The organism is Streptomyces sp. LaBMicrA B280, assembly GCF_049222185.1.
GTDB classification, from domain to species: Bacteria; Actinomycetota; Actinomycetes; order Streptomycetales; family Streptomycetaceae; genus Streptomyces; species Streptomyces murinus.
In genome coordinates, this window is record NZ_JBMJCT010000007.1 from 134,101 (window position 1) to 156,406 (window position 22,306).

Below are 22,306 nucleotides of genomic sequence, written 5' to 3' on the forward strand. Positions count from 1 at the left end.
TGAGTGATGTGCCCTAGGCGTCGGCCGGGGCGGGCTTCGGGCGGCGGCTCGACCGCAGCCGGCCGACGAGGAGGGCGGTCACCGCGGCGAGGACGATCAGCGGCATCTGGTTGTACGCGTCGCGGCCGAGCAGCAGGACGGCCAGGACGCAGCTGGTGAGCGGCTGCCCGGTGACGACGGTCGCCGCCGCCGAGATGCCCAGCGCGAACGCGGGGGCGGTCCCGAGCCCCGGCAGGCCCGCGCAGGCCAGCCCGGTCGCCACCCCGAGCAGCACGGCCGGGAAGATCGGGCCGCCGCGCAGCGCGCCCAGGCTGATGCCCCAGGCGAGCGCCTTGCACAGGACCAGCGCCAGCAGCGCGAGCACGGACCACCCGTGCGGGTTCTCGGCCAGCTGTCCGAGCGTCGTCTGCCCCGACAGGGCCGCCTCCTCGGGCGAGCGGCCGGTCAGCAGGGCGTACACCGTCAGACAGACCCCGGCGGCCACGGCGCACACCACGGTGCGCGTCGCCGTGGCGCGGGCGGAGGTCCAGCGGTGGGTGCGCTCGCCGAGCCCGTGGGCCACCGAGACGATGACGGCGATCAGCGCGGCCGCGGGCAGCCCCCACAGGAAGTCGCCCGCGTCCGGGACGGTGTCCGGCGGCACCTTCGGCAGCGCGAGGGCGCCGATCGACAGGCCGGTCCAGTGGCCGAACCCGGTGAACACCAGCGCGCCCGCCCCACTCGCGGCCAGGCAGGGCAGCAACAGCATGGCGAGCCGGGGCCCGGCGAGACCGGCGGCCTCCATGACCATGATGGCGGCCACCACGGGACCGCCCAGGATGGTGGAGATGGCAGCCGTGGAGCCCGCGGTGGCCACGACCGTCGCCGAGGCGGCGTCCGCCGGGTGACGGCGCAGCGCGCGCACCCCGAGCAGGGCCAGGGCGGAGCCGACGGCCATCAGGGGCGCCTCGGGGCCGAGGGTCACGCCCAGCGGAAGGGTGAGGACGGCGGCCAGCACCACGCCCGGCAGGGCGCGGGGGCCGATGGGATCCCCGCCCAGACCGTGCACCGGGACATGCCCCCCGGCACCGGGCAGCCGGGTGATGATCGGGGCCAGGATCAGTCCGGCCAGCGTCAGCGCGGGCAGCGGCCACCACCAGGGGGCGTGCCCGAGCCCGAGCGCGTGCGGCAGCTCCTGCCACACCTGGTGCTGGAGCCAGTGCTGGAGGCTGACGAAGAAGAAGCTGGCGAGCGCGATGGGCACGCCGAGGCCGAGGGAGAGCGCCAGCAGCCGGAGATAGCCACGGCTCAGCAGGGTCCGCGCCGGGTCGTCGGTCCCGGGGGACCGTCCGCCCTCGGTCCCGGGGGACCGTCCGCCGTCGCCCGCATGCGACCGCCCGTCGTCGGCCGCGGAGGGCTGCCCGACCGTGCCGCTCACGCCCGCTCCACCTCCACCGCCCACGGCGCCCTCGGACGGCGTTCGGCAACGCACCGGGCGGGCTTCAGTTAACGACCGGCCGCCCCGCCTCGCATCTCGGCGGGCGCCTGATCAGCCCAAGGACCCGGGCGCGGCGGCTTCGTCGAGGGCCAGCCGCATGAGCGTCAGATCGAGTCGGCGGCCGAACTTGATCCCGGCCTCCCGGACCGTCCCGGCGTGCTCGAACCCGAAGCGCTCATGGAGCCTGACCGAGGCGCCGTTGCCGGATTCGATCCCGGCGATCATGAGGTGATGGCCCGCCGCGCGCGCCGCCGTGATGAGCGTGGTCAGCAGGGTGGAGCCGATGCCGAGCCCGTGCCGGCCCTCGCGGACGTAGACCGAGTCCTCCACCGTGTGCCGGTAGCCCTCCAGGTCACGCCACGGCGCGAACACGGCGAACCCCGCCACCTCGCCGCCCGCCTCGGCCACGAACGCCGAACCGCGCTCCAGATGCCGCGCCAGCCAGGCCGCGCCCTCGGCGGGTGACTGCGGGACCTCCGTCCACAGGGCCGTCGAGTGCTCGATCGCGTGGTTGCGGATCGCACGCACCGCCTCCGCATCACCGGCGCACGCCGGGCGGACGGTCACCGCACGATCTTTCTCATATATTGGAAGCATGTCCAACATAGTAGATCCCCTGGTGGGCCGGATCGCGGCCCGGATCCGTGCGGAGCGGGAGAAGCGCGGCTGGACCCTGGCCCGGCTGGCGGAGGCGTCCGGGGTCTCCCGCGCCATGATCAACCGGATCGAGCGCGGCGAGAGCAGCCCCACCGCCGTCGTGCTCGGCAAGCTGTCCGCCGCCTTCCAGCTGAGCGTCGCCTCGCTGCTCGCCCTCGCGGAGGGCACCGCGCCGGGGGCCGCCGAGGAGGCGGGCGTGCGCCGTCGTACCGAGGCGTCCGAATGGCAGGACCCCGCCACCGGCTACCGGCGCCGCCAGATCACCGGCGCGCACTTCCCCGTGGAGGTCGCCGAGATCCGGCTGCCCGCCGGGGCCCGGGTGCCGTACCCGGCCGCGGCCTTCGCCTTCGTACACCAGGTCGTCTGGGTCCTCGACGGCCGGCTGACCTTCCAGGACGGCGCGGAGATCCATGAGCTCGGCCCGGGTGACACCCTCGAACTCGGCGACCCCGCCCCACGCGTCTTCGCCAACACCACCGGCGCCGAGTGCCGCTACGCCGTCATCCTGACCCGGGGCACCCGGCCCTGACCGGCGCCGGTCAGCCCGTGCGGGGCCGGGGCAGCCCGTGCGGGTCAGTCCTCGCCGTGCTGGCGGCGGATCCGGGAAGCCACCTCGTTCTGCTCCGTCTCCCACCAGGGCCGTACCCGTACGGCCTCGGCCCCGTCGGACGCGGCCTCCGCCCGGCCGGGCGCGGACACCGGGGAGGCGACCGGCGTGAGGTCCCGGTCCAGCCGCCGGTCGAGGGCCGCGGCCTGCACTCGCTCGGCGCGCGCCCACTGCACCAGGATCGCCAGCAGGAAGGGCAGCGCGACCAGCTCGGCGATGCTCAGCATGGCGCCGCCGCCGATCTGCTGGTCGTGCTGGACGTCCGGCGACCAGGTGGGCGCGTGGTGCAGATACCAGGCCCCGGCGATCAGCGTGCCATGGGTCATCACCACCAGACCGGGCACCGCGTCGATGATGCCGTCCAGGAACACCAGCGCCGCGCGCACCGGATGGGTGCACCACGTGGGCAGCGCCTCCTCCCGGGTGAGCACCGGTACGACGAACAGGCAGCCGGCCGCCAGCAGATGCAGATACATCACCTCGTGCAGCCAGCCGACGCGCAGGGCGGTGGCGAAGTACGGCGTGAAGTAGACCGTCAGCTCGGTCCCCAGCACCAGCGCCGTGCTGACCAGAGGGAAGGTGAGCAGCCGTACGACCCGGCCGCTCATCACCCTCTGCAGCCGCCCGGCGCCCTCGCCCGGCAGCGCCTCGATGGCGAGCCGCAGTGGATCACCCAGGGCCAGGCCCAGCGGGGTGATGAGGTCCAGCAGCACGTTCTGCACCGCGGCCGGCCAGAACAGCACATGGTCGTAGACCGCGAGACTCGACATGGTGGCCACCGCGAGCCCGCCGAGGCCCAGCAGCGTGAACGCGAGGGTCCGGCCCGGCGACCAGGCCCCGCCCGCCCGGCGCACCCGGAGCACGCCCCAGCCGTACAGGCCGCCCAGGACCGCGATCAGGATCAGCGCGGGCACATCGAGCTGCCAGGACCCCAGCGCGCGTGCGGGTGTCAGCTCCGGCAGGCTGCCGACCGCTACGACGGCCGTCGCGTGACCAGACATGGAAAAGCTTCCTCCACCTGCCTATAGGGAGCACACCGGACGACAGGTGACAGTAGCCGCTGACGGCACGCGCCCGCTCGGCAGGGTCGGCCTCAGTGGGCCAGCCGGCCGGACGTGCTGAAGCGGGCCGCGCGGCGCCGCAGATGGCGGTGGCCGACCTCGGCACGCGGACCGGCCGCGCCGGGCCGGGTCCGGTAGAAGAGGCGCTTGGCCACCTCCACCAGGGCGAGATAGCACAGCACCATCCCGGCCAGCGCGGCGAAGTAGCCGAGGGGGAGCCGCTGGAAGCCGAGGGTGGGCGCGAGCGGGGTGATCGGCAGCAGGGCACCCACCACGACCACCGTCAAGGTGGTCAGCACCAGCGGGAGACTCGCCCGGCTGCGCCAGAACGGGCTGCGCCTGGTCCGGATCGCGAAGATGACCAGTGTCTGGGTGGCGAGGGACTCCACGAACCAGCCGGTGCGGAACTGCGCGGGCCCGGCATGGAAGACCCACAGCATCACGCCGAAGGTGGCGAAGTCGAACACCGAGCTGATCGGGCCGAAGCACAGCATGAACCGGCGGATGAACGCGATGTCCCAGTGCGCCGGGCGGCGCACCTGCTCCTCGTCCACCTCGTCGGTGGGAATGGCCAGCTGGCTGGTGTCGTACAGCAGGTTGTTCAGCAGGATCTGCGAGGGCAGCATCGGCAGGAAGCTCAGGAAGAGCGAGGCACCGGCGGCGCTGAACATGTTGCCGAAATTGCTGGACGTCCCCATCAGCACGTACTTGATCGTGTTCGCGAAGATGCGCCGCCCCTCGGCGACCCCGTCCGCGAGGACGCCGAGGCTCTTCTCCAGCAGGATGATGTCCGCCGCGTCCTTGGCGACATCGGTGGCCGAGTCCACCGAGATGCCCACATCGGCCGCGTGCAGGGCGAGCGCGTCGTTGACGCCGTCACCCAGAAAGGCGACATCGCTGCCGGTCCCCCGCTGCAACCGGACGATCCGCGCCTTCTGCTCGGGGCTCACCCGCGCGAACACGGTCGTGCGCGCGATCGCCGCGGTCAGCCCGGCGTCGTCCATGCCGTCCAGGTCCGCCCCGGTGAGCGCGGCGACCTCGCCGAGTCCCAGATCGCGGCAGACCTTCACCGCCACCGCCGCGTTGTCGCCGGTCACGATCTTCACGCCGATCCCGAGCCCGGCCAGCCGCTCCAGCGCGGCCCCGGCGTCGGGCTTGGGCGGGTCGAGGAAGACCAGCAGTCCGGCGAGGCGCAGCCCCCGCTCGTCCCCGGCGGTGGGCGCCGCGGCGGCCGACAGGACCCGGGTGGCGACGGCCACCACCCGGTTGCCCGCCGCGAACTCCGCCGCCAGCCGCCGCCGCGCCTCCTCCGGCACCTGGGCACAGCGCTCCAGTACGGCCTCGGGGGCGCCCTTGGTCACCAGCAGCGCCGTGCCCGAGTCGTCGATCACGGTCACGGAGACCAGCCGCCGCTCATGGTCGAACGGCAGCAGCCCCACCTTGGCGCACCCGGCCACCGCGGCGCGCTGTGCGTCGGCCGCGGGGGAGTTCCACAGCGCCGCGTCCAGCGGGTTGCCGCCCACCGCCCGGCCCTGGTCGAACTCCGTCTCCGTGCACAGCAGGCCCCACCGCAGCACCTCCTGCGCGGAGGCGTCGCCCAGCGGCACCGAGCGCATGAACTCGATGCGCCCGAGGGTCAGCGTGCCGGTCTTGTCGGTGAACAGGATGTCCACGTCTCCCAGGTCCTCGATGCACACCAGCCGCTTGACCAGCACCTTCAGTCGGCTCAGCCGCCGAGATCCGGCCGCGAGAGACGTGGAGACCACCGCCGGGAGCAGCTGCGGGGTGATGCCGACCGCGATCGCCAGGGAGAACAGCAGCGCGTCGATGAGCGGTCTGTGCAGCACCACGTTGATCACGAAGATCGTCGTGGTGAGCGCCCCGGCGACGTACACCAGCAGCATGGAGAACCGCCGCAGCCCCACCTGGAACTCGGTCTCCAGCTGATGCTCGCCGAGCCCCGCCGCGATCGCCCCGAACTCGGTACGCGGCCCCGTCGCGACCACCACCCCGCGCCCGCTGCCCGCGTGCACCACGCTGCCCATCAGCGCACACCCGGTCAGCTCCGCCAGCGCGGACCCGGCGGGCACGGTCGCCGGGTCCTTGGCGACCGGCAGGGACTCGCCGGTCAGCGCCGACTCGTCGCAGCTCAGCTCCGTCACCGACAGCAGCCGTAGATCCGCGGGCACCACATCGCCGAGCCGCAGCTCCACCACATCACCCGGCACCAGTCCGGTGACGTCCACCTCGCGCGGCCGGCCGTCGCGCAGCACCAGCACCTGGTGCCGGATGCGGGCGTGCAGCGACTCGGCGGTCTTCTCCGCCCGGTACTCGTTGACGAAGCCGAGGCCCACCGAGAGCGCCACGATCACCGCGATGATCACGGCGTCGTTGCGCTCGCCCACGAAGTACGACACGACGGCGGCGGCCAGCAGCAGGCCGAGCAGCGGGGAGCGCACCTGGTGCCAGAGGACCAGCAGCCCGCGCGCCCGGTGCGAGCGGACCGCGTTCGGCCCCCAGCGCTCCAGCCGCCGTGCCGCCTCCTGCTCGGTCAGCCCGGCCGGTGCCGCCTCCAGCTCGCGCAGCACGTCCTCGCCGGGCCGCCCGGCCGCCGCGCCGATCGTGCTCGCGGCGCCGGGTCCGGCGCCCACGGCCGTGGTCACCACGACCGGCCGCCGAAGTCGCTGCCGCTGGGTTGCCGCATGACGAGAACGCTCCTGCCCGACGGGACGCCGGCCTTCCGGCCGCTCGGTCACCAGTCTCCGCGTCCGCCCCGCGATCGCCACGGGGCCGTTCGGTCCACCTCCGGGCGGCTGAACGACCCCGCCGCGGATCCGGTCTACGGCAGGATGGGGCTCGTGCCGACCAAGCCGAGCGAAACGGACCCGACAGACCGGGCGGACCGGATAGCGCTGACCGAGGACGAGCTGCGGGAGATCACGGCCTTCGCGGCCGACTGCGCCGACCGGGTCCTGCACCTGTTCGAAGAGAACCTTCCCGACGACCCGCGCCCCCGCGAGGCCATCGAGGCGGCCCGCGCCTTCGCGGGCGGCGGCCGCCGCACCCAGGCGCTGCGGATGAGCGGCTTCGCGGCGTTCCGCGCGGCACGCGAACCCCCGCACCGGCGGCCGCCGACGCCGCCCGCGCGGCGAGCCACGCGGCGGGCGCCGCGTTCCTCCACCCCCTCGCCGACGCCCACCAGGTCAAACACATCCTCGGCGCGGCGGCCCACGCCGCCCGCGCGGAGGAACTGGCGGCCGACGGGGATCCGGCCGTCGCAGCCGACACCCTCGCCTGGGCACGGCGGCACGCCCCGGCCGCCGTCACCACCGTCCTCGGCCGCCTGCCCGCGGCTCCCGCCGGGGGCGGGCGCGTGGGGGAGTACCTGCGGGGCTTGGACGATGCGCTGCGCGCCTGAGCGATACCACCGTCACCCAATGCTCCGGCACTCAGTGCTGCGTCACCCAATGCTCCGGCGCCCAGTGCTGCGTCACGCAGTCCTCCCTCGCTCAGCCGGCCTCGCGGTGCAGCACACGGCGCGCCGCCTCGGCCTCGGCCGCCGGTGGGGACAGTTCGTCCAGGGTGTCCAGCTCGTCGTCGGCCTCCAGTTCCCGCTCCCAGGCCGCGGCCAGCTGCTGCTGTTCGGCGTGTGGTTTCGCGCCGATGGCCGCCCGCTGGTCGGGGTCCAGAGCCGCCATGAATCGTCCGATCGCGTCCATCGGCATGCCGTGCTCCTTGTCGCGCAGAACTGCCGGTCTCAGCCCAGCATGGCCAATCGGCCCGGCGCCCGCCTCTCGGCGGCCGGTCAGCCGGTCAGCTCCGTGCGCGCGGGTGCCGTGGTGGCGAGATCGTGCCGGATGAACCACTCCGTGCCCATCACCCGCTTCCACTCCGGTACGGACAGACGCGCGAGCAGACCCGGTACGGCCCCGCGCTCCACCTCGGAGCGGTGCGCCAGCACGGCGGCGATCTTCTGCTCCAGCCAGGGCCCGACGTCGACCGCCGCCGTCACCTGGTCGTCCGGCACGCTGTAGGTCGTCTTGAGCGCCCCGACCACCGCCCGCAGCGCCGGCACCGCCGAGTGCGGATGGGTCGCCAGGTATAGGGCGCGCGGCCGCCAGGGAGCACCGGCGTCCGGATGGAACCGCGCAAGCCCGGCCGCCTGGGCGGCGAGCATCGTCACCCGGTGGGTGTGCACATGATCCGGATGCCCCGTCACCCCGCCGTACGCGTCATGCGTGACGACGATCTCCGGACGGAACGCGCGGATGTGCGCCACCAGGTGCCGTACCGCCTCGTCCAACAGCGCATCGCAGAACCGCGCGCGGCCCGGCGCCGACCACGGCACCCGCGCGTCGGCGTACCCCAGCAACCGGGGCTCCCCCGCGCCGAGGATCCGCAGTGCCTCGGCCAGCTCGGCGGCGCGCCCGGTGCCCGCGGCCCATGTCGAGGTGACGACGCCGGTACGGGCGCCCGCGGCCGCGTGCCGGGCCAGCACCCCGCCCGCCGAAAGGGACTCGTCGTCCGGATGCGCGAACACCGCGAGCAGACTCGGTACGGACACGCAAGGACCACCTTCGTGACGGGGATCTGGCGGACGGCTCATAGCGGTCCCGCGTACGCCGTCCGCCCGCCACCATACGGACGGCGCACGGTCAGGCCGCTCACCTCGAACGACATCTCGTTCGTCGCCGGCTCCGGCGGCGGGTGGTAGCGCCCGGCGCACACCGAGAGGGCGACGATGAGATGGGCCCGCCAGGCCTGCCCCACGCCCCGGTGGTCGGCGAAGACCGAGGCGCCGTTCAGCGACCAGATCACACAGCGCGGCCCGAACTCGGTGCGCAGATCCACCCAGGCACCGGGGCGGACCGCTTCGTCATGGAGGTAGCAACTGGCGCTGCGCACACGGTTGGTGAACTCCAGATGGTCGGGGTTGTCCACGTGGTACTCGAACATGTCCACCCCCTGGCCGCCGTCCCGCCAGGTCCTGATCGCCGGCCAGGCGCCGGTCTCCCGGGGCAGCCGCACCCGCGCCTCCAGCACATCGCCCGGCTGCACGGTGAACCCCTCCCGGCTGCCCTCCGTCGTCAGCAGCCCCGTGTCCCAACGGCCGTCCGCCCGGCGGGTGGCCCGGAAGACCCCCGAGCGGCAGTAGCCGGGATCGGGCACCAGCCGGTCCAGCCGGTCCTCGTCCGGATGGGCCGGGCCACCGCCCGGGAACGCCCGCGAACGGCCCGCGACCCACTGGGCCGTGGAGGCGAAGTCCGCCGTGAACACCACCTCGGTCGCGGCCGGAAAACGCGGCGCGCCCGATAACGGGTCGCCCCGCGCCGGTTCGTCCATGTTCATCTCCATGACCGATGTCTCACCGCCTGGGAGCCGGTCATGCGCCCGCGCCATGACTCTTGGCCGGATGCACCCATCCGGGTGAACGGCCGGTATGCCATGCCCGAGGGAAGCGGCCTTCCGGGCAGGCACTCCCCCATAAAGGGAGGCGGTGAACTCGGGCCGCCCGTAAGGCTATTGCTCCGCCGTCTCGTCCTGCTCGGCCAGTCCCTCCGGGCGCCGTCCCCGGGGCTGCTGCGGCTCCGGGCGCACCGGCGAGGGCGGGACCGGGCGGTCCTGCGGCGCGTCGGTGGCCACGGTGACCGGGTCGCCGTAGTGGAGGATCGTCAGCGGGTCGCCCTCCACCAGCCGGTAGCGCACCTGCTTCGGACCGATGTCCACCTTCAGCCGGCGCCCGCGCACCTGCACCGTGAACACCACCCGGGACAGCGCCTCGGGCAGCCGCGGCGCGAAGCCGAGCACATCCGGCCGCTCGTCCTTGCCGAGATGCCAGCGCAGGCCCCCGAAACCGCCGACGACGGCGATCCACGTCCCGGCGAGGGAGGCGATGTGCAGACCGTCGCGGGTGTTGTGCTCCAGGTCGTCCAGGTCCATCAGCGCGGCCTCGGCGAGATAGGCGTACGCCAGCCGGAGGTGCCCGGTCTCGGCGGCGAGCACCGCCTGGCAGCATGCCGACAGGGAGGAGTCGCGCACCGTCAGCGCCTCGTAGTAGGCGAAGTTGCGCGCCTTCTCCTCCTCGGTGAACGCGTACGGGCACTCCATCATCGCCAGCACCACGTCCGCCTGCTTCACCACCTGCTTGCGATACAGGTCGAAGTAGGGGTAGTTGAGCAGCAGCGGGTAGTTCTCCGGCGGGGTCCCCTCGAAGTCCCAGCGCTGGAAGTGCGTGTACCCGGCGGACTGTTCGTGCACGCCCAGGGCCTCGTTGTACGGGATCGCCATCCGGGCCGCCGCGTCCCGCCAGGCCGCGGCCTCCTCGTCGTCCACACCGAGTTCGTCGGCCCGGTCCGGGTGGCGGATGGCCACATCGGCGGCCGCCAGCAGATTCTGCCGGGCCATCAGGTTGGTGTAAAGGTTGTCCCGGGCGATCGCGCTGTACTCGTCGGGCCCGGTGACCCCGTCGATGTGGAAGACGCCCTCCGGATCGTGATGGCCGACGGAGCGCCACAGCCGGGCGGTGTCCACCAGGATGTCGAAGCCCGCCCCGCGCTCGAACTCCTCGTCCCCGGTCGCCGCGATGTACCGGACGGTGGCCAGCGCGATGTCCGCGTTGATGTGGAACGCGGCGGTCCCGGCCGGCCAGTAGGCGGAGCACTCGGCGCCGTCGATGGTCCGCCAGGGGAACACCGCGCCCTCCAGGCCCAGTTGACGGGCGCGTTCGCGGGCCGCGGGCAGCGTGCTGTGCCGCCAGCGCAGGGCCGACGCCACGGTCTCCGGCGCGGTGAACGTCAGCACCGGCATCACATACGCCTCGGTGTCCCAGAAGGAGTGCCCGTCGTACCCGGTCCCGGTCAGCCCCTTCGCGGGGATCGCCCGGTTCTCGCCGCGAGCCGCCGCCTGAAGCACATGGAAGAGGGCGAACCGCACCGCCTGCTGGATCTGCGCGTCCCCCTCCACCTCGACGTCCGCACCCGCCCAGAACTCGTCCAGATACGCCCGCTGTTCGGCGACCAGGCCGTCCCAGCCGGTGCTGACGGCGACCGCCACCGCCCCGTCCACCTGGTCGTGCATGCTCGGCAGCGAACGCTCCCCGGACCAGCCGTAGGCCACGAACTTGACCAGCCGCAACGGCTGTCCGGGCGTCAGATCCGCGGTCACCGTCAACCGGCTGACGTCGGGCTCGCACTGCGCCGACCAGCGGGTGTTGTCGGGCCCCTCCACCAGATGGTCGGCCGCCGCGCCCACCCGCAGCCCGCTGCGGTCGGTGTGGTGCACCAGCCGCAGCCGGGTCTCCTCCGCGTAGTGCTCCTCGGCCGTCAGCGGGGACTCGGTCGCGGCCGCGACCCGGGGATCGCCCTCCACATGGGGGAGTTGCTCATTGGCGACCAGCTCGGACTGGATGGCCACCGAGGCCGGGCCGTCCTCCGGCTCCACCTCGTAGACGACGGCGGCCACCGCGCGCTGGGTGAAGGACACCAGCCGCCGTGAGGTGATGCGGACCGTGCGCCCGCCCGGCGAGGTCCAGCGGGCGGTGCGGCTGAGCACACCGGTACGGAAGTCCAGGACCCGCTCGTGGGACAGCAGTCGGCCGTAGCGCAGATCGCAGGGGTGGTCGTCCACCAGCAGCCGGATGACCTTGCCGTCGGTGACGTTGATCGCGGTCTGACCGGACTCGGGATAGCCGTAACCGGCCTCCGCGTACGGCAGCGGATGCCGCTCGTGGACCCCGTTGAGATAGGCGCCGGGCAGCCCGTGCGGCTCGCCCTCGTCCAGGTTGCCGCGCCAGCCGACATGCCCGTTGGACAGCGCGAACACCGACTCGCTCTGCGCGAGCACATCCAGGTTCAGCTCGGTCTCGCGCAGGGACCAGGGCTCGACGGTGTAACTGGGATGCGTGATCACGGCGACTCCAGAAGTTCCGCCAGGTCGCGTACGACGATGTCGGCGCCGTGCGCCCGGAGCTGTTCCGCCTGCCCCACCCGGTCCACCCCCACGACCAGTCCGAACCGTCCCGCCCGCCCGGCCTCGACACCGGCCAGCGCGTCCTCGAACACGGCCGCCGCGGCGGGCTCCACGGACAGTTCCCGTGCCGCCTCCAGATAGGTGTCCGGCGCGGGCTTGCCGCGCAATCGCCGCTCGCGGGTCACCACCCCGTCGACCCGCTCGTCGAACAGGTCCGCGATACCGGCGGCGGCCAGCACGTCCCGGGCGTTCGCGCTGGACGACACCACCGCGCAGGCCAGACCCGCCGCGCGGACCTCGTGCAGAAGGCGCACCGAGCCCTCGTACGGCTCCACGCCGTCCTCCCGGATCCGGCGCAGCACCAGCTCGTTCTTGCGGGCTCCCAGCGCCTGGACCGTCTCGGCGTCCGGCGGATCCTGCGGCGACCCCTCGGGCAACCGCACCCCGCGCGCCGCGAGGAACGTCCGCACCCCGTCCTCCCTGGGCCGCCCGTCCACATACTCGTCGTAGTCCCGCACCGCGTCGAAGGGCACGAACTCCGTGCCCTCGCGCCGCGCGCGCTCTCGCAGAAAGGCGTCGAACATCTCCTTCCAGGCCGCCGCGTGCACCTTGGCGGTCTGGGTGAGCACCCCGTCGAGATCGAACAGACAGGCGCGTACATGTGCGGGAAGCCGGGGCATGCTCCGAGGCTAGGAGCCACCGGTCACCGACGGCGAGGGGACACCGGCCCGGCGCGCCGGAAGGCACCCGCTCGGTGGAGGCGCGCGCCGAGGCGCATGACAGGATGCGCGGATCATGAGTGCTGACTGGTACATCCTCATCGAGGAAGACATACAGGACACAAAACATCTGCAGGCCGTCGAGTTCAGGCTGCATCACTGGAAGCTGGCGGCCGCGCACCGCGTCAAGGGGGACGAGGCCAGGATCGCCGCCGTGGCCGAGGACGCGGCGCTGCACCACCTGCCGACCACCCTGACCCGCTACGCCAAACCGGGGGACCGGCCCGCGCGGCACGCCTTTCTCGCCCAGGACGGCTCATGGGTGGTGCTCGTCGGACTGCGAGGACACCAGTGCCACATACGGGTGAGCACCGCTCGGCTCATGCATGTGCACGAGGAGAAGGAGACCCCGCCGAAGACCCTCAAGGAGATGCTTCGCGGCGCGTGGCAGGGGCCGCCGCCCCCGGAGCAGCCCTGGTCCCCACCGGCGGAGGACGAGGGCGGGGACCGGAGTCGGACCGTACTGGCGGAGAGGGCAGGATTTGAACCTGCGTGGACCCTGTAAGGATCCGACCTCGAGGCGAGCTCGCCGGTCCCCGATAAACCACTCCGGGCACCTCTCCCTGTTCCCGGTCCGGGGCGGTGCCCCGTTCCGTTCACAAGAAGAGGATGGCAGCGGCCCCTGACAGGGTGCTGATGTGTCCCTGACGCGTCAGGGGCGGCCCCGGGGACAGGAGATGTCCGTGGCCGGCAGTCGGCCGGTCGCGAGGTAGGCGTTCACCGCGTTGTCCACGCACGCGCTGCCGAAGATGCCGAACACCGCGTGCTGGTCGGCGTCGTGCAGGGTTATCAGACGGGAGCTGGGCCAGCCCCGGTGGACCGTCTCGGCGCCGGAGTAGAGGGTGCGCGGGTCGCCGGTGGCGTTCACCAGCAGCGCCGGGAGATCGGTGCGGATGGTGGTGGGCCGTTCGCGCGGGGGACCCCAGAACGCGCAGGCGTTGATGTTGTTCGTGACGGGCGCGAACAGCCGGTCCCGGGGGTCGGCCCGCCGCAGATCGCGCCAGTACGTCTCCGGATCGCGGGGCGCGGTCCCGTCGGCGCACAGGATCGCCGTCTGCGCGCTGCCGTAGGCGGAGTCGTGTCCCGTCAGCAGGAACTGGAGCAGGTCGGCCAGCCAGGGGGACGGGGACACCGGGCGCCCCTCGGCGGCGCGCCGCAGCTCCCGCACACCCTGGGCGAAGTCGCCGAAGGCCGAGGGGTAGTCCTGGGAGAGGCCGTTGAAGATGATGGTGGGGACGATCTGGTCGTCCACCCGGTAGTCGCCCACCCGCAGCGGAGCCCGCTCGGCGGCCGACCGGATCGCCTCCACCGTGGCGAGGACCGCGCTCCCGGTACGGCCCAGGCCGTAGTCCTTGTCGTGTGCGGCGGCCCAGTCCGCCCAGTCGCTCAGGGCGTGTTCCCCGGCGGCTTCCGTGCCCCGCAGCAGCCGGGGGCCGTAGCGGGCGGGGTCGATCACCCCGTCAAGCACCACGCGGTCGGTGCGGCCGGGGAACATCGTGGTGTACACCTCGCCGAGGTAACTGCCGTACGAGTAGCCGAGATAGGAGATCCGGCGCTCGCCCAGCGCGGCCCGGATCACGTCCATGTCGCGGGCGCTGTCGCGGGTGCTCGCGTACGGCACCAGGTCGCCCGCGCGGGTGCGGCAGCGGTGGGCCAGGTCGGCGGAGAAGGACACCATGCGGTCGAACCCGGCACGGTCCGTGCCCGCCCCGCGGATCATGCTGCCGGTCGGCCAGCCGCAGTCCAGCGCGGTGCTGCGGCCCACGAAGCGGGGATCCACCCCCACCACGTCGTACCGCCCGCCGACGTCCTGCATCGCCTTGCGCACCCACGGCGGATCACCGATGGTCTGCCCGCCGGGACCGCCGCTGTTGAGCACGAGCGCGCCGACGCGGTGCGCGGAGTCGGTGGCCCGGATCCGGGAGAGCGCGACGGTGATCGTACGGCCGTCGGGGTGTGCGTAGTCCAACGGCACGGTGACATCGGTGCATCGGGCGCCCGCCTGCTCCAGTTCCTTGCCGGTCTCGTCGTCCGGGCCGAGCAGGCAGCTCTTCCAGGTGAGGTGCTGGTGGTGGTAGCGGGCCAGGGGGTCGGCGGGGGCCGCCGGAGCGGCGGGGGCGGCGCTCAGGGTGAGCGCTCCGGCCAGGCACAGCGCGGCCACCGGTCCTGTCCGTGCCAGGAGCCCGGGTAAGCGGCGTCCGCGGCGCCGGTCGGCTGCGCGGGAGGTGGTCATGCGATGGTCCTTCCGTTGGGGGAGCCTTCGTCGCAGAAGGCCTTGTCCACGACGTCGAGGAAGTCCAGTTCGGCCTGGAGGGTCGCGGGTATTTCGTTCAGCGCGACGGCGACATCGCGCCCACCCGGTCCCACGGCCACCAGCGCCCGGTGCCCGCCCGGTACCGTCCCGGCATGCCCCCACCAGGCGCCGCCGCAGGACAGCGGGGTCGTGATCAGACCGAGTCCGTAGCGCGCACCGGGCCAGAGCCGGTCGGGGTCGGCGGCCACCGTGTGCCGCATCTCGGCGAACTGGGCCGCCGGCAGCAGCCGTCCGCCGAACAGCGCGGCGGCGAATCGCGTCAGGTCCTCCGGCGTGGACACCAGGGCGCCGCCGACGTCCCCGAAGGTCATGTTCCAGTCGGTGCCGTCGACCCGGTGGCCCTCGGCGTTCGTGAAGTAGCTGTGGGAATGGGGGCCTTTGATGCGGGTGTCGTCGCCCGGCCAGTAGGTGTCGCGCAGCCCGAGCGGCACGAGGACACGGCGGGTGATCTCCGCCTCGGGCGAGTGCCCGGTGACCGCCCGGACGATCAGTCCGGCGACGACGTAGTTGGTGGTCGCGTAGTGCCAGGTCTGTGCCGGGCGCGGCAACCGGAGCGCACGGGCTATGAGTTCGCGCGGTTCGAAGTGGCGACGCCGCAGCGCCCCCGGATTCGCCCACTCGGGTGCTTCGAGGTAGTCGGGCAGACCGCTGGTGTGCCGCAGGAGCTGTCGGACGGTGATCCGGCGGCCGTCGTAGCCATGCCCCTGGATCAGACCGGGCAGATAGCGCTCGACCGGTGCGTCCAGGGACAGCCGGTGCTCGGCGGCGAGTTGCAGGACCACGGTGGCGGTGAAGGTCTTGGTGACACTGCCGATCCGCAGCCGGTCCGTGGTGTTCATCGGGCGGCCGGTGCGCAGGTCGGCCACTCCGTCCGTGACGGACCAGCGCGCGCAACCCGGCGCCGCCGCACGTCCGTTGACAAGGACCGCGGCTCCGGCGATCCGGTCCGCGGTGACCAGCCGGTGCACCGACCGCCGTACCGCCTCATGCGTGCCGCACGCCCGGGACGCCGCCGGTGCCCGGGCGGCGGCCAGTGGCGCTGCGAGCAGCACCAAGGCGACGGCCCCGGCCATGAGCGCCGTACCTCTGCGAAGCGCGGCTGAAAGTAAAGGAATTGCCATGCGCACCACGGTAGAGATCGCCCACGGCACGATCACTCCGGCAGGCAGCCGGACCGGCAGGGGGGCCAGCCCCACCTCGCGAGCGGTGGAAAACCGGAAGTCCCTGCGGTCGGCTACCCCGCGACGAGCGCCTTGCCGTACACCGTGGAACTGCGCCGCACCGTCATCCCGATCCGCTCGTACAGCGCCAGCGCCCCCGTGTCCGAATGCGTCCACAGGACACAGCTCCGCCTGCCCCCGAGGTAGAAGGCGCGGAACGCCTCTCGCAGCAGCAGCCGGGCGATACCCCGGTCGCGCCGGTCGCGGCGGACGGCGACCCGCTCGACGTAGCCCTCGCCGCCGTCCACGTCCCCCGGGTCCAACGACAGCACCGCTCCGACCAGCCGGTCGCCCTCGAAGGCGAGCGGTGACGCCGACGGGGCGAACGTCGCCCGCCCGACCGTGAGCCGCGCCCACTCGGCGTACGGCTTCCGCCGCCGCTGCCACTCGTCGAACGCGTCCTCGGTGAGCCGGTACGCGGCCTCCTCGTCGCCCGCGCGAAACGCCCGCACCGTGATCCCCGCGGGCGGCTCCGGCACCACCGGTTCGCCGGGCATCGGCATCTCCAGCAGCCACTCGGTGACCACCCTGACGTACCCGCCCGAGCGCAGCAGTGCCGCGGCCGCGAGATCACTGTCGGAGACCGTCTGGGCCAGCCGGTCGCCGCCCAGTTCCCGGGCCCGTGCCTCGGACCAGGCGAGCAGGGCGCTGCCGAGCCCGCGCCCCCGGTGACCGGGGTGCACATGGACGGTGGCCCGCCGCCCCCGCACCCACCCCCATGCGGCCGGGTCCCCGGCGGGACCGGTGACCAGCACCGTGTCGCACGCGGCGGCGTCCCCGGCCATGCCGAGATCGGCCGCGATGCGATCGGCGTCGGTCGTGGCCAGGCCGTGCAGCGCGCGCTCGCCCGCGCCGACCAGGCGGTGCACCGCGTCGGTGTCGGCGGTGGTGGCGGGGCGGACTCGATAGCCGGCCGGCCATGCTCCCGCGGAAGGATCAGCCATGGAGGAACCCTGCACCGGCACACCCCACCGGAAACAGGGAGAAGGCCCCCGGCCGGCGCTGACACCGCCCAGGGGCCCCTTCCTGCCCGGTCGGGTACGTCAGCCGTCGTTCTCCGACGACGGGATGTACGCGCCCGGGACGTCGTTCGGCGCGTACAGCTTCTTCTCACCGGGATAAGGCTTGGCCCAGTTGTGGGTCTGGTACCACGTGTAGTGGTTCATCTGGGCCGGGTTGGCGTAGTCGGGCACCGCGTTCGGGCCGGTCAGCCGCTGCTTGGACTTCCAGCTGTCCCACTGCGCCGCGAGCGGCTTCTCGGCCGCCGGCACCTTCGTGGCGGGCACCGCGGCGGCCTTCGGGTCCTGCGGCGCCGGGGTGTCCACACCGCAGGACGGCGGGGTGCTCAGACCGTCGGTCAGCGAGGTCCGGTTGGGCAGCGCCGTGAACGGCGTGTAGTCCGGGTGCCCGGTGAACGCCCCGGTCATCGGGGTGGCCGCGCTGTCCTTCTGGTTCATCGGGTGGATCCCGAGGATCTGCTCGATGGTGCGGATCACCGTGATCTGCGAGTAGTAGTGGCTGTCGACCTCGCCGTGCTGCGACCAGGGGCTGATGATCTGGATCGGGGCGCGGTGGCCGTCGACGTGGTCGAGACCCGCCTGGGAGTCGTCCTCGACGACGAAGATCGCCGAGTCCTTCCAGTACGGGCTGTGCGAGATCTGGTCCACGATCTTGCCGGTGGCCAGGTCGTTGTCCGCGACCTGCGCGCTCGCGCTCGCCGGACCGCCGGTGTGGTCGCTGGAGAGCCAGAACATGTTCAGGTTCGCCGGACCGTTCTTCTCGAAGTCCTGCTTCCAGACCTGCTCCCGGTAGACGTCCGGCACGCTGGTGTCGAACTTCGCGAAGCCGTGCACCGACACATCGTTCAGGGACGGGATCGGCGAGGACGAGTTCAGGGTGTAGGCGGAACCCTGGCCCGTCGCGTCCATGTTCTTGGCGTCGCAGTACAGGTTCTGCCAGCTGGAGCCCGACGGCTTGGTCAGGAACTGCTGGAACTCGCCGAAGTCCCGCACCGACTTGCCCGCCGCCTGCGCACCGGTCCACAGGAACCCGGACTTCTGGTGGCCGAGAGCGTCGTCCTCGGTGTCGTAACTGCGCGCGTACTCACCGGCGGAGGACTCGGTGTACTCCGGATTGTCCGCCTGCATCAGCCAGTTGTGGCCCTCGGCGGAGTTGGTGCCGATGTCGTACGTGTTGTCGTACAGGCCGAACTGCGAGGCCATCGCGTGCTGGTTGGGCGTGACGTTCTCGCCGAACTGCGTCAGCGACGGGTCGCCGTTGCCCTCGGGCATGTCGCCGAGCACCTGGTCGTAGGTGCGGTTCTCCTTGACGATCAGGAAGACGTGCTTGATCGTCGACGGGTCGCCGAGGCGCGCCGGGACCGGCACCGGCCGGGCGTGGCCCTTCCCCTTGGCGAACTTCACCGAGCCGGCGGTCCAGCCGTTCTGCCGGAACACCTTGGACGTCTGGGCCCGGATCACGCTGTCGTCGGGCAGTGTGAAGCGCTGCACGCTCGACGTGGTGTCGTGGGTGCCGTGCCCGGCGCTGGTGGTGGGCCGCAGCGCGTCGATGCCGCGGGTGTTGGAGACCACCACCTGCCTGCCGACGCTCGCGATCTCCGAGGGGAAGTAGTCCGTCGGCAGCAGACCGACGTAACTCACCGGCTCCAGCGGGCTGTTGTAGCGGTAGACGGCGACCGCGTTCGCCCGGCCGAGCGTCACCAGCAGATGCCCGTCGTCGGTGAGGGTCACCGCGTCGGGTTCGTAGCCCACCGCCGCCTCGGGCCACGGCTGGGTGGAGATCCTCTGCACGACCTTGTCCTTGGCCGTGTCGATGACCGACACGTCGTTGCTCGCCGTGTCGGTGACGAACAGCGCGCCCTTCTTGGCGTACAGGGCGGTCGGGTGCAGCCCGACGTCGATACTGCTCGCGGCGTCGGCCGGGTGCGCCAGGTCGATGACGCTGACCGTGCCGGTGGTGGTGGCGCCGGTCTTCGGGTCGGCCGGCACCTGGGTGCCGTACGAGTTGATGGTGGTGTCGCCGGGCTTCGCCGGGCGCCCGCCCTCGTTGCTCACGTACAGCTTGTCGCCGACCTGCGCCAGGTCGCGCGGGGCGTTGCCGACGGGCCAGCTCTGCCTGATGCTCCCGGTCGCCGTGTCGATGGCGACCACCCGGTTCTGGCCGTTGACCGCCGAGTACACGGTGGAGCCGTCGGCCGAGAACACCGCGGCGCCCACCAGCGCGTGCTTGGTGCCCTCCGCCGGGATGGTGATGTACGTCGGGTCGGCGACCGTGCCGTCCGCGTTCACGGTGAAGCGGGTGTAGCCGTCGGTCTGGCCGAGCCACAGCTGCTTGCCGTCGGGGGAGTAGGTGGGGCCCTCCTGGCCGACGTCGTTGCCCTTGATGCGCGGGCTGGACGAGGCGGCGTTGCCGACGATCTGCTGCACCTGCCAGCCGTTGAGGTCCACGACGGCCAGCGCGCCGTTGCCGTCGGTGATCGAGGCGGCCAGGTGGGTGCCGTCTGGGCTGACGGTGGACGACATGATCTTGCCGTTGTTCACGACCAGGTGCCTGCCGTACGGCGCGAGGTACTGGTCACTGGAGATGACCTGGCCCCTGTGGGTTCTCTGGCCGACCTGCTCGGTGCCGAACTGGTGGGTCCCCGCGAAGGCGGCACCGGCGGCGACGAGCGCGAGCGCGGAGGTCCCAGCGGTCACCAGCGGTATCCGGCGGCCGAAGCGTCTGGACAGAAAGCCCGGGCGCTCCTTCCGGACACGCCTGCGGCGGCGTGTTACCTGCATGGGTCATCCCTTCGAAGTGGGGAGCAGCTCGACGTTGCCGTCGAACTGCCATAGCGGGTTCGGCGCGTCCCCCTCGGGGGTGCGCACCAGGAAGTAGCCGTTCACTTCCTTCGGGCCGTCGCCGTCGGCGACGAACCGCCCGTCCGAGGTGACGTCGAGCTGGTAGACGGCCGTACCCGTGGCCTCGACGCCGGGCAGATGCCAGGACACGACACAGCGCCAGTCGTTGCCCGGCCCCCGGGCGGCGACCCTGTCGCTGCCCTTGTCGCACGCCGCCGTGGCCCTCAACTGCGCCTCGGTGACGGCCGGTCGGTGGAGCTGCTCGGTCTGCATCCGGTACAGATGGGCGAAGGCGGTGGCGAGCGAGCGCTGTACCTTGTCCTGCTCGATGCCGGAGCCCGAGACCCCGGTCGCCGGTGCGATCACGGCCGCCGACACGGCGAGCAGCCCTGCGAGCGGCAGGAGTCCCGCCGTCACCGCGCGCCTGCCCGAGCCGTCGTAGCCCAGATCGGTGAAGTCCCGCCGCAGGAACAGCACATGGGCCAGCACGGTCGCGGTGAGGGCCCAGGCGAGGCTCACCGCGACGCCGATGAGCAGCGGGCCGACCTGCCCCGGGCTGGTGAACAGGCCGTTCCAGGCGATGAAGGCGTACCCGGGCAGCGCGAGGCGTACGACGAGGGGCAGCGGCAGCATCTGGGCGAGCTGCATCGCGAGCGCCACGACCGCGGGCAGCAGCAGCCCCATCGGGGAGCGGCCGAGGGTCACGGAGCCGAGCAGCCCGATTCCGGCGAGCGCCAGCGTCGGCGCGAGCACGGCGACCCAGGCCAGCAGGACCTTGACGGCGGCGTCCGAGGGCGCGAGCAGATGGCCGTCGAGGCCGACCAGCGGCTGGTCGCCGACCGCCAGCAGTCCGCCGACCGCGCCGGAGACGGCCAGCCCGGCCACGAGCAGCAGGATGACGGTCAGGCTCGCCAGGGTCTTCGCGACGAAGATGCGCCGGGCCGACCGTACGACCACGAGCAGATGCCGCCAGGTGCCCAGCCGGTCCTCGGCCGCGAACACATCACCGGCGACCACCGAGGTGAGCAGCGGCAGCGCCCAGGTGCCCGCGAATCCGAGCACCACCAGCGGTCCGGCCCAGCCGGTGGCGTGCATCCAGCGCCCGAACAGGGTGTCGGAGGGCAGGGTGCTCTGCACGCTCACCCCGGCGACGAACAGCGCGGGCACGATCCAGCAGGCGAGCACCAGCAGCCGGATCCGCCACTGCGACACCAGCTTGACCAGTTCGAAGCGGTAGGCGCGCGGCACGGAGACCGGGCGGGCGGGGGCGGGGCGCTCCGCCGCCAGGGTCGCGGTCATCGGCCGGCCTCCTGCTTTCCCTGCTGGGCCCGCTGCTCGGCCTGATCCCGCTGTTCCCGCTGTTCGGTGAGCGCGAGGAACGCGGCCTCCAACGGGGAGACCACGGGCGCCAGTTCGCGCACCGCGATGTCCGACCGCACCACCTGGGACACCAGTCGGTCGAGCGCGGGCACCGGCGCCCGTACGACGAGCACCTCGTCGCTGTGGCGCGTCCCGCCGTCCTCGACGACCCGGACGCCCTCCGCCCCGGCCGCCAGCCGGCGTGCGGACGCGGGGTCGGAGGTGAGCAACCGGTACTCCAACTCCTGGTCCTCGGCGGCCAGTTTGCCGAGCGGACCGGAGAAGACGACCCGGCCGGTGGCGAGGATGGTCACCTCGGAGCACAGCGCCTCGACGTCGTCCATCCGGTGGCTGGAGAGCACCACGCTCGTGCCGTCCGCCACGAGCCGGTTCAGGACCCGGTGCACATGCCGCTTGCCCGAGGGGTCGAGGCCGTTGGACGGCTCGTCCAGGACGAGCAGCCGGGGCCGGGTGAGCAGGGCGGCGGCGAGCCCGAGGCGCTGCCGCATGCCGAGCGAGAAGCCGCGCACCCGGTCGTCGGCGACATCGCGCAGACCGACCTCGGTGAGCACCTCCCCGATCCCCGCGGTGCGCGCGTCGCGTCCGCGCAGCGAGACCAGCGCGGCCAGGTTCTGCCGGGCGGTCAACGACGGGTACAGGCCCGGCCCGTCGACGAAACCGGCCACTCCGTCAACGGCCGAAAGAGCGCGCCCCACCGGCACGCCGAGGATCTCCAGAGCGCCCCCGTCGGCGACGGCGAGCCCGAGCAGCAGGCCGAGCAACGTGGTCTTCCCGGCACCGTTCGGCCCGACCAGGCCATGGATCTGACCCTCAGTCACCTCCAGGTCGACACCGTCGAGCGCGACCACATCACCGAAGCACTTCGTGATCCCGCGCGCCCGCACCGCGAGCACTACGTCCATGAACTCCTCCTTCGAGACCGCAAGGACCGTAGGCGGGCGCCGAACAACCCTGGCAGGGAGGTGAGTTGAACGTTCCGGGAA

The 22,306-nt window shown here is 72.7% G+C and carries 16 protein-coding genes and 2 pseudogenes; 2 read left to right on the top strand and 16 right to left on the bottom strand.

Annotated features, from left to right (window positions below):
- Positions 1–13: 13 nt before the first annotated feature.
- Positions 14–1,417, bottom strand: a complete 1,404-nt coding sequence (locus ACLF5H_RS07325; RefSeq protein ID WP_421675243.1) for a chloride channel protein — start codon at positions 1,415–1,417, stop codon at positions 14–16.
- Positions 1,418–1,528: 111 nt separating this feature from the next.
- On the bottom strand, positions 1,529–2,044 hold the full coding sequence (locus ACLF5H_RS07330) for a GNAT family N-acetyltransferase (RefSeq protein ID WP_421675244.1): 516 nt from the start codon (positions 2,042–2,044) through the stop codon (positions 1,529–1,531).
- Between the two features lie 28 nt (positions 2,045–2,072).
- Between ACLF5H_RS07330 and ACLF5H_RS07335 the strand changes: the two genes are divergently transcribed.
- Positions 2,073–2,663, top strand: coding sequence for a helix-turn-helix domain-containing protein (locus ACLF5H_RS07335; protein WP_421675245.1), 591 nt, complete (start codon positions 2,073–2,075; stop codon positions 2,661–2,663).
- A 44-nt stretch (positions 2,664–2,707) separates the two neighbouring features.
- Here the strand turns inward: ACLF5H_RS07335 and ACLF5H_RS07340 are convergent, their stop codons facing one another.
- Both ACLF5H_RS07340 and mgtA read right to left on the bottom strand, forming a co-directional pair.
- Positions 2,708–3,742 carry a cytochrome c oxidase assembly protein gene (locus ACLF5H_RS07340; RefSeq protein ID WP_421675246.1) on the bottom strand — a complete coding sequence of 345 codons (1,035 nt, stop codon included), beginning with the start codon at positions 3,740–3,742 and terminating at the stop codon, positions 2,708–2,710.
- Between the two features lie 92 nt (positions 3,743–3,834).
- Positions 3,835–6,468 carry a magnesium-translocating P-type ATPase gene (mgtA, locus tag ACLF5H_RS07345; RefSeq protein WP_421675247.1) on the bottom strand — a complete coding sequence of 878 codons (2,634 nt, stop codon included), beginning with the start codon at positions 6,466–6,468 and terminating at the stop codon, positions 3,835–3,837.
- A gap of 183 nt (positions 6,469–6,651) precedes the next feature.
- Between mgtA and ACLF5H_RS07350 the strand changes: the two are divergent.
- Positions 6,652–6,855: pseudogene (locus ACLF5H_RS07350) on the top strand (putative immunity protein); the annotation flags it as partial.
- 456 nt (positions 6,856–7,311) lie between these two features.
- Here the strand turns inward: ACLF5H_RS07350 and ACLF5H_RS07355 are convergent.
- The 12 genes and pseudogenes from ACLF5H_RS07355 to ACLF5H_RS07410 all read right to left on the bottom strand — a co-directional run bounded on the left by ACLF5H_RS07355 (position 7,312) and on the right by ACLF5H_RS07410 (position 22,225).
- Complete coding sequence (locus tag ACLF5H_RS07355; protein WP_365192709.1) at positions 7,312–7,527, bottom strand: hypothetical protein; 216 nt, start codon at positions 7,525–7,527, stop codon at positions 7,312–7,314.
- A gap of 80 nt (positions 7,528–7,607) precedes the next feature.
- The gene (locus tag ACLF5H_RS07360; protein ID WP_421675248.1) at positions 7,608–8,366 is read right to left on the bottom strand and encodes a PIG-L deacetylase family protein; all 759 of its coding nucleotides are present in this window, start codon (positions 8,364–8,366) and stop codon (positions 7,608–7,610) included.
- Between the two features lie 38 nt (positions 8,367–8,404).
- On the bottom strand, positions 8,405–9,145 hold the full coding sequence (locus tag ACLF5H_RS07365) for a beta-glucanase (RefSeq protein ID WP_421675249.1): 741 nt from the start codon (positions 9,143–9,145) through the stop codon (positions 8,405–8,407).
- 177 nt (positions 9,146–9,322) lie between these two features.
- Positions 9,323–11,710 carry a glycoside hydrolase family 65 protein gene (locus tag ACLF5H_RS07370; protein WP_421675250.1) on the bottom strand — a complete coding sequence of 796 codons (2,388 nt, stop codon included), beginning with the start codon at positions 11,708–11,710 and terminating at the stop codon, positions 9,323–9,325.
- Positions 11,707–12,450 carry an HAD family hydrolase gene (locus tag ACLF5H_RS07375; RefSeq protein ID WP_421675251.1) on the bottom strand — a complete coding sequence of 248 codons (744 nt, stop codon included), beginning with the start codon at positions 12,448–12,450 and terminating at the stop codon, positions 11,707–11,709. The genes ACLF5H_RS07370 and ACLF5H_RS07375 overlap by 4 nt, the downstream gene beginning before the upstream one ends.
- 563 nt (positions 12,451–13,013) lie before the next feature.
- Positions 13,014–13,112 (bottom strand): annotated as a pseudogene (locus tag ACLF5H_RS07380).
- Between the two features lie 89 nt (positions 13,113–13,201).
- The gene (locus tag ACLF5H_RS07385; protein ID WP_421675252.1) at positions 13,202–14,782 is read right to left on the bottom strand and encodes an alpha/beta hydrolase; all 1,581 of its coding nucleotides are present in this window, start codon (positions 14,780–14,782) and stop codon (positions 13,202–13,204) included.
- Positions 14,779–15,936, bottom strand: coding sequence for a serine hydrolase domain-containing protein (locus tag ACLF5H_RS07390; RefSeq protein WP_421675253.1), 1,158 nt, complete (start codon positions 15,934–15,936; stop codon positions 14,779–14,781). Before ACLF5H_RS07390 ends, ACLF5H_RS07385 begins: the two co-directional genes overlap by 4 nt.
- Positions 15,937–16,097: 161 nt before the next feature.
- Complete coding sequence (locus ACLF5H_RS07395) at positions 16,098–17,027, bottom strand: GNAT family N-acetyltransferase (protein ID WP_421675254.1); 930 nt, start codon at positions 17,025–17,027, stop codon at positions 16,098–16,100.
- A 99-nt stretch (positions 17,028–17,126) separates the two neighbouring features.
- Complete coding sequence (locus tag ACLF5H_RS07400; RefSeq protein WP_421675255.1) at positions 17,127–19,883, bottom strand: alkaline phosphatase family protein; 2,757 nt, start codon at positions 19,881–19,883, stop codon at positions 17,127–17,129.
- Positions 19,884–19,886: 3 nt separating this feature from the next.
- Positions 19,887–21,242 carry an ABC transporter permease gene (locus ACLF5H_RS07405; protein WP_421675256.1) on the bottom strand — a complete coding sequence of 452 codons (1,356 nt, stop codon included), beginning with the start codon at positions 21,240–21,242 and terminating at the stop codon, positions 19,887–19,889.
- Complete coding sequence (locus ACLF5H_RS07410) at positions 21,239–22,225, bottom strand: ABC transporter ATP-binding protein (protein ID WP_421675257.1); 987 nt, start codon at positions 22,223–22,225, stop codon at positions 21,239–21,241. Before ACLF5H_RS07410 ends, ACLF5H_RS07405 begins: the two co-directional genes overlap by 4 nt.
- Positions 22,226–22,306 lie beyond the last annotated feature (81 nt).

Excerpts from the sequence above, each read along its gene's own strand:
- ACLF5H_RS07335 (WP_421675245.1), top strand. The coding sequence starts at position 2,073 with ATGTCCAACATAGTAGATCCCCTGGTGGGCCGGATCGCGGCCCGGATC.
- ACLF5H_RS07340 (WP_421675246.1), bottom strand. The coding sequence starts at position 3,742 with ATGTCTGGTCACGCGACGGCCGTCGTAGCGGTCGGCAGCCTGCCGGAG.
- ACLF5H_RS07355 (WP_365192709.1), bottom strand. The coding sequence starts at position 7,527 with ATGCCGATGGACGCGATCGGACGATTCATGGCGGCTCTGGACCCCGAC.
- ACLF5H_RS07365 (WP_421675249.1), bottom strand. The coding sequence starts at position 9,145 with ATGGACGAACCGGCGCGGGGCGACCCGTTATCGGGCGCGCCGCGTTTT.
- ACLF5H_RS07375 (WP_421675251.1), bottom strand. The coding sequence starts at position 12,450 with ATGCCCCGGCTTCCCGCACATGTACGCGCCTGTCTGTTCGATCTCGAC.
- ACLF5H_RS07385 (WP_421675252.1), bottom strand. The coding sequence starts at position 14,782 with ATGACCACCTCCCGCGCAGCCGACCGGCGCCGCGGACGCCGCTTACCC.
- ACLF5H_RS07390 (WP_421675253.1), bottom strand. The coding sequence starts at position 15,936 with ATGGCCGGGGCCGTCGCCTTGGTGCTGCTCGCAGCGCCACTGGCCGCC.
- ACLF5H_RS07395 (WP_421675254.1), bottom strand. The coding sequence starts at position 17,027 with ATGGCTGATCCTTCCGCGGGAGCATGGCCGGCCGGCTATCGAGTCCGC.
- ACLF5H_RS07400 (WP_421675255.1), bottom strand. The coding sequence starts at position 19,883 with ATGCAGGTAACACGCCGCCGCAGGCGTGTCCGGAAGGAGCGCCCGGGC.
- ACLF5H_RS07405 (WP_421675256.1), bottom strand. The coding sequence starts at position 21,242 with ATGACCGCGACCCTGGCGGCGGAGCGCCCCGCCCCCGCCCGCCCGGTC.
- ACLF5H_RS07410 (WP_421675257.1), bottom strand. The coding sequence starts at position 22,225 with ATGGACGTAGTGCTCGCGGTGCGGGCGCGCGGGATCACGAAGTGCTTC.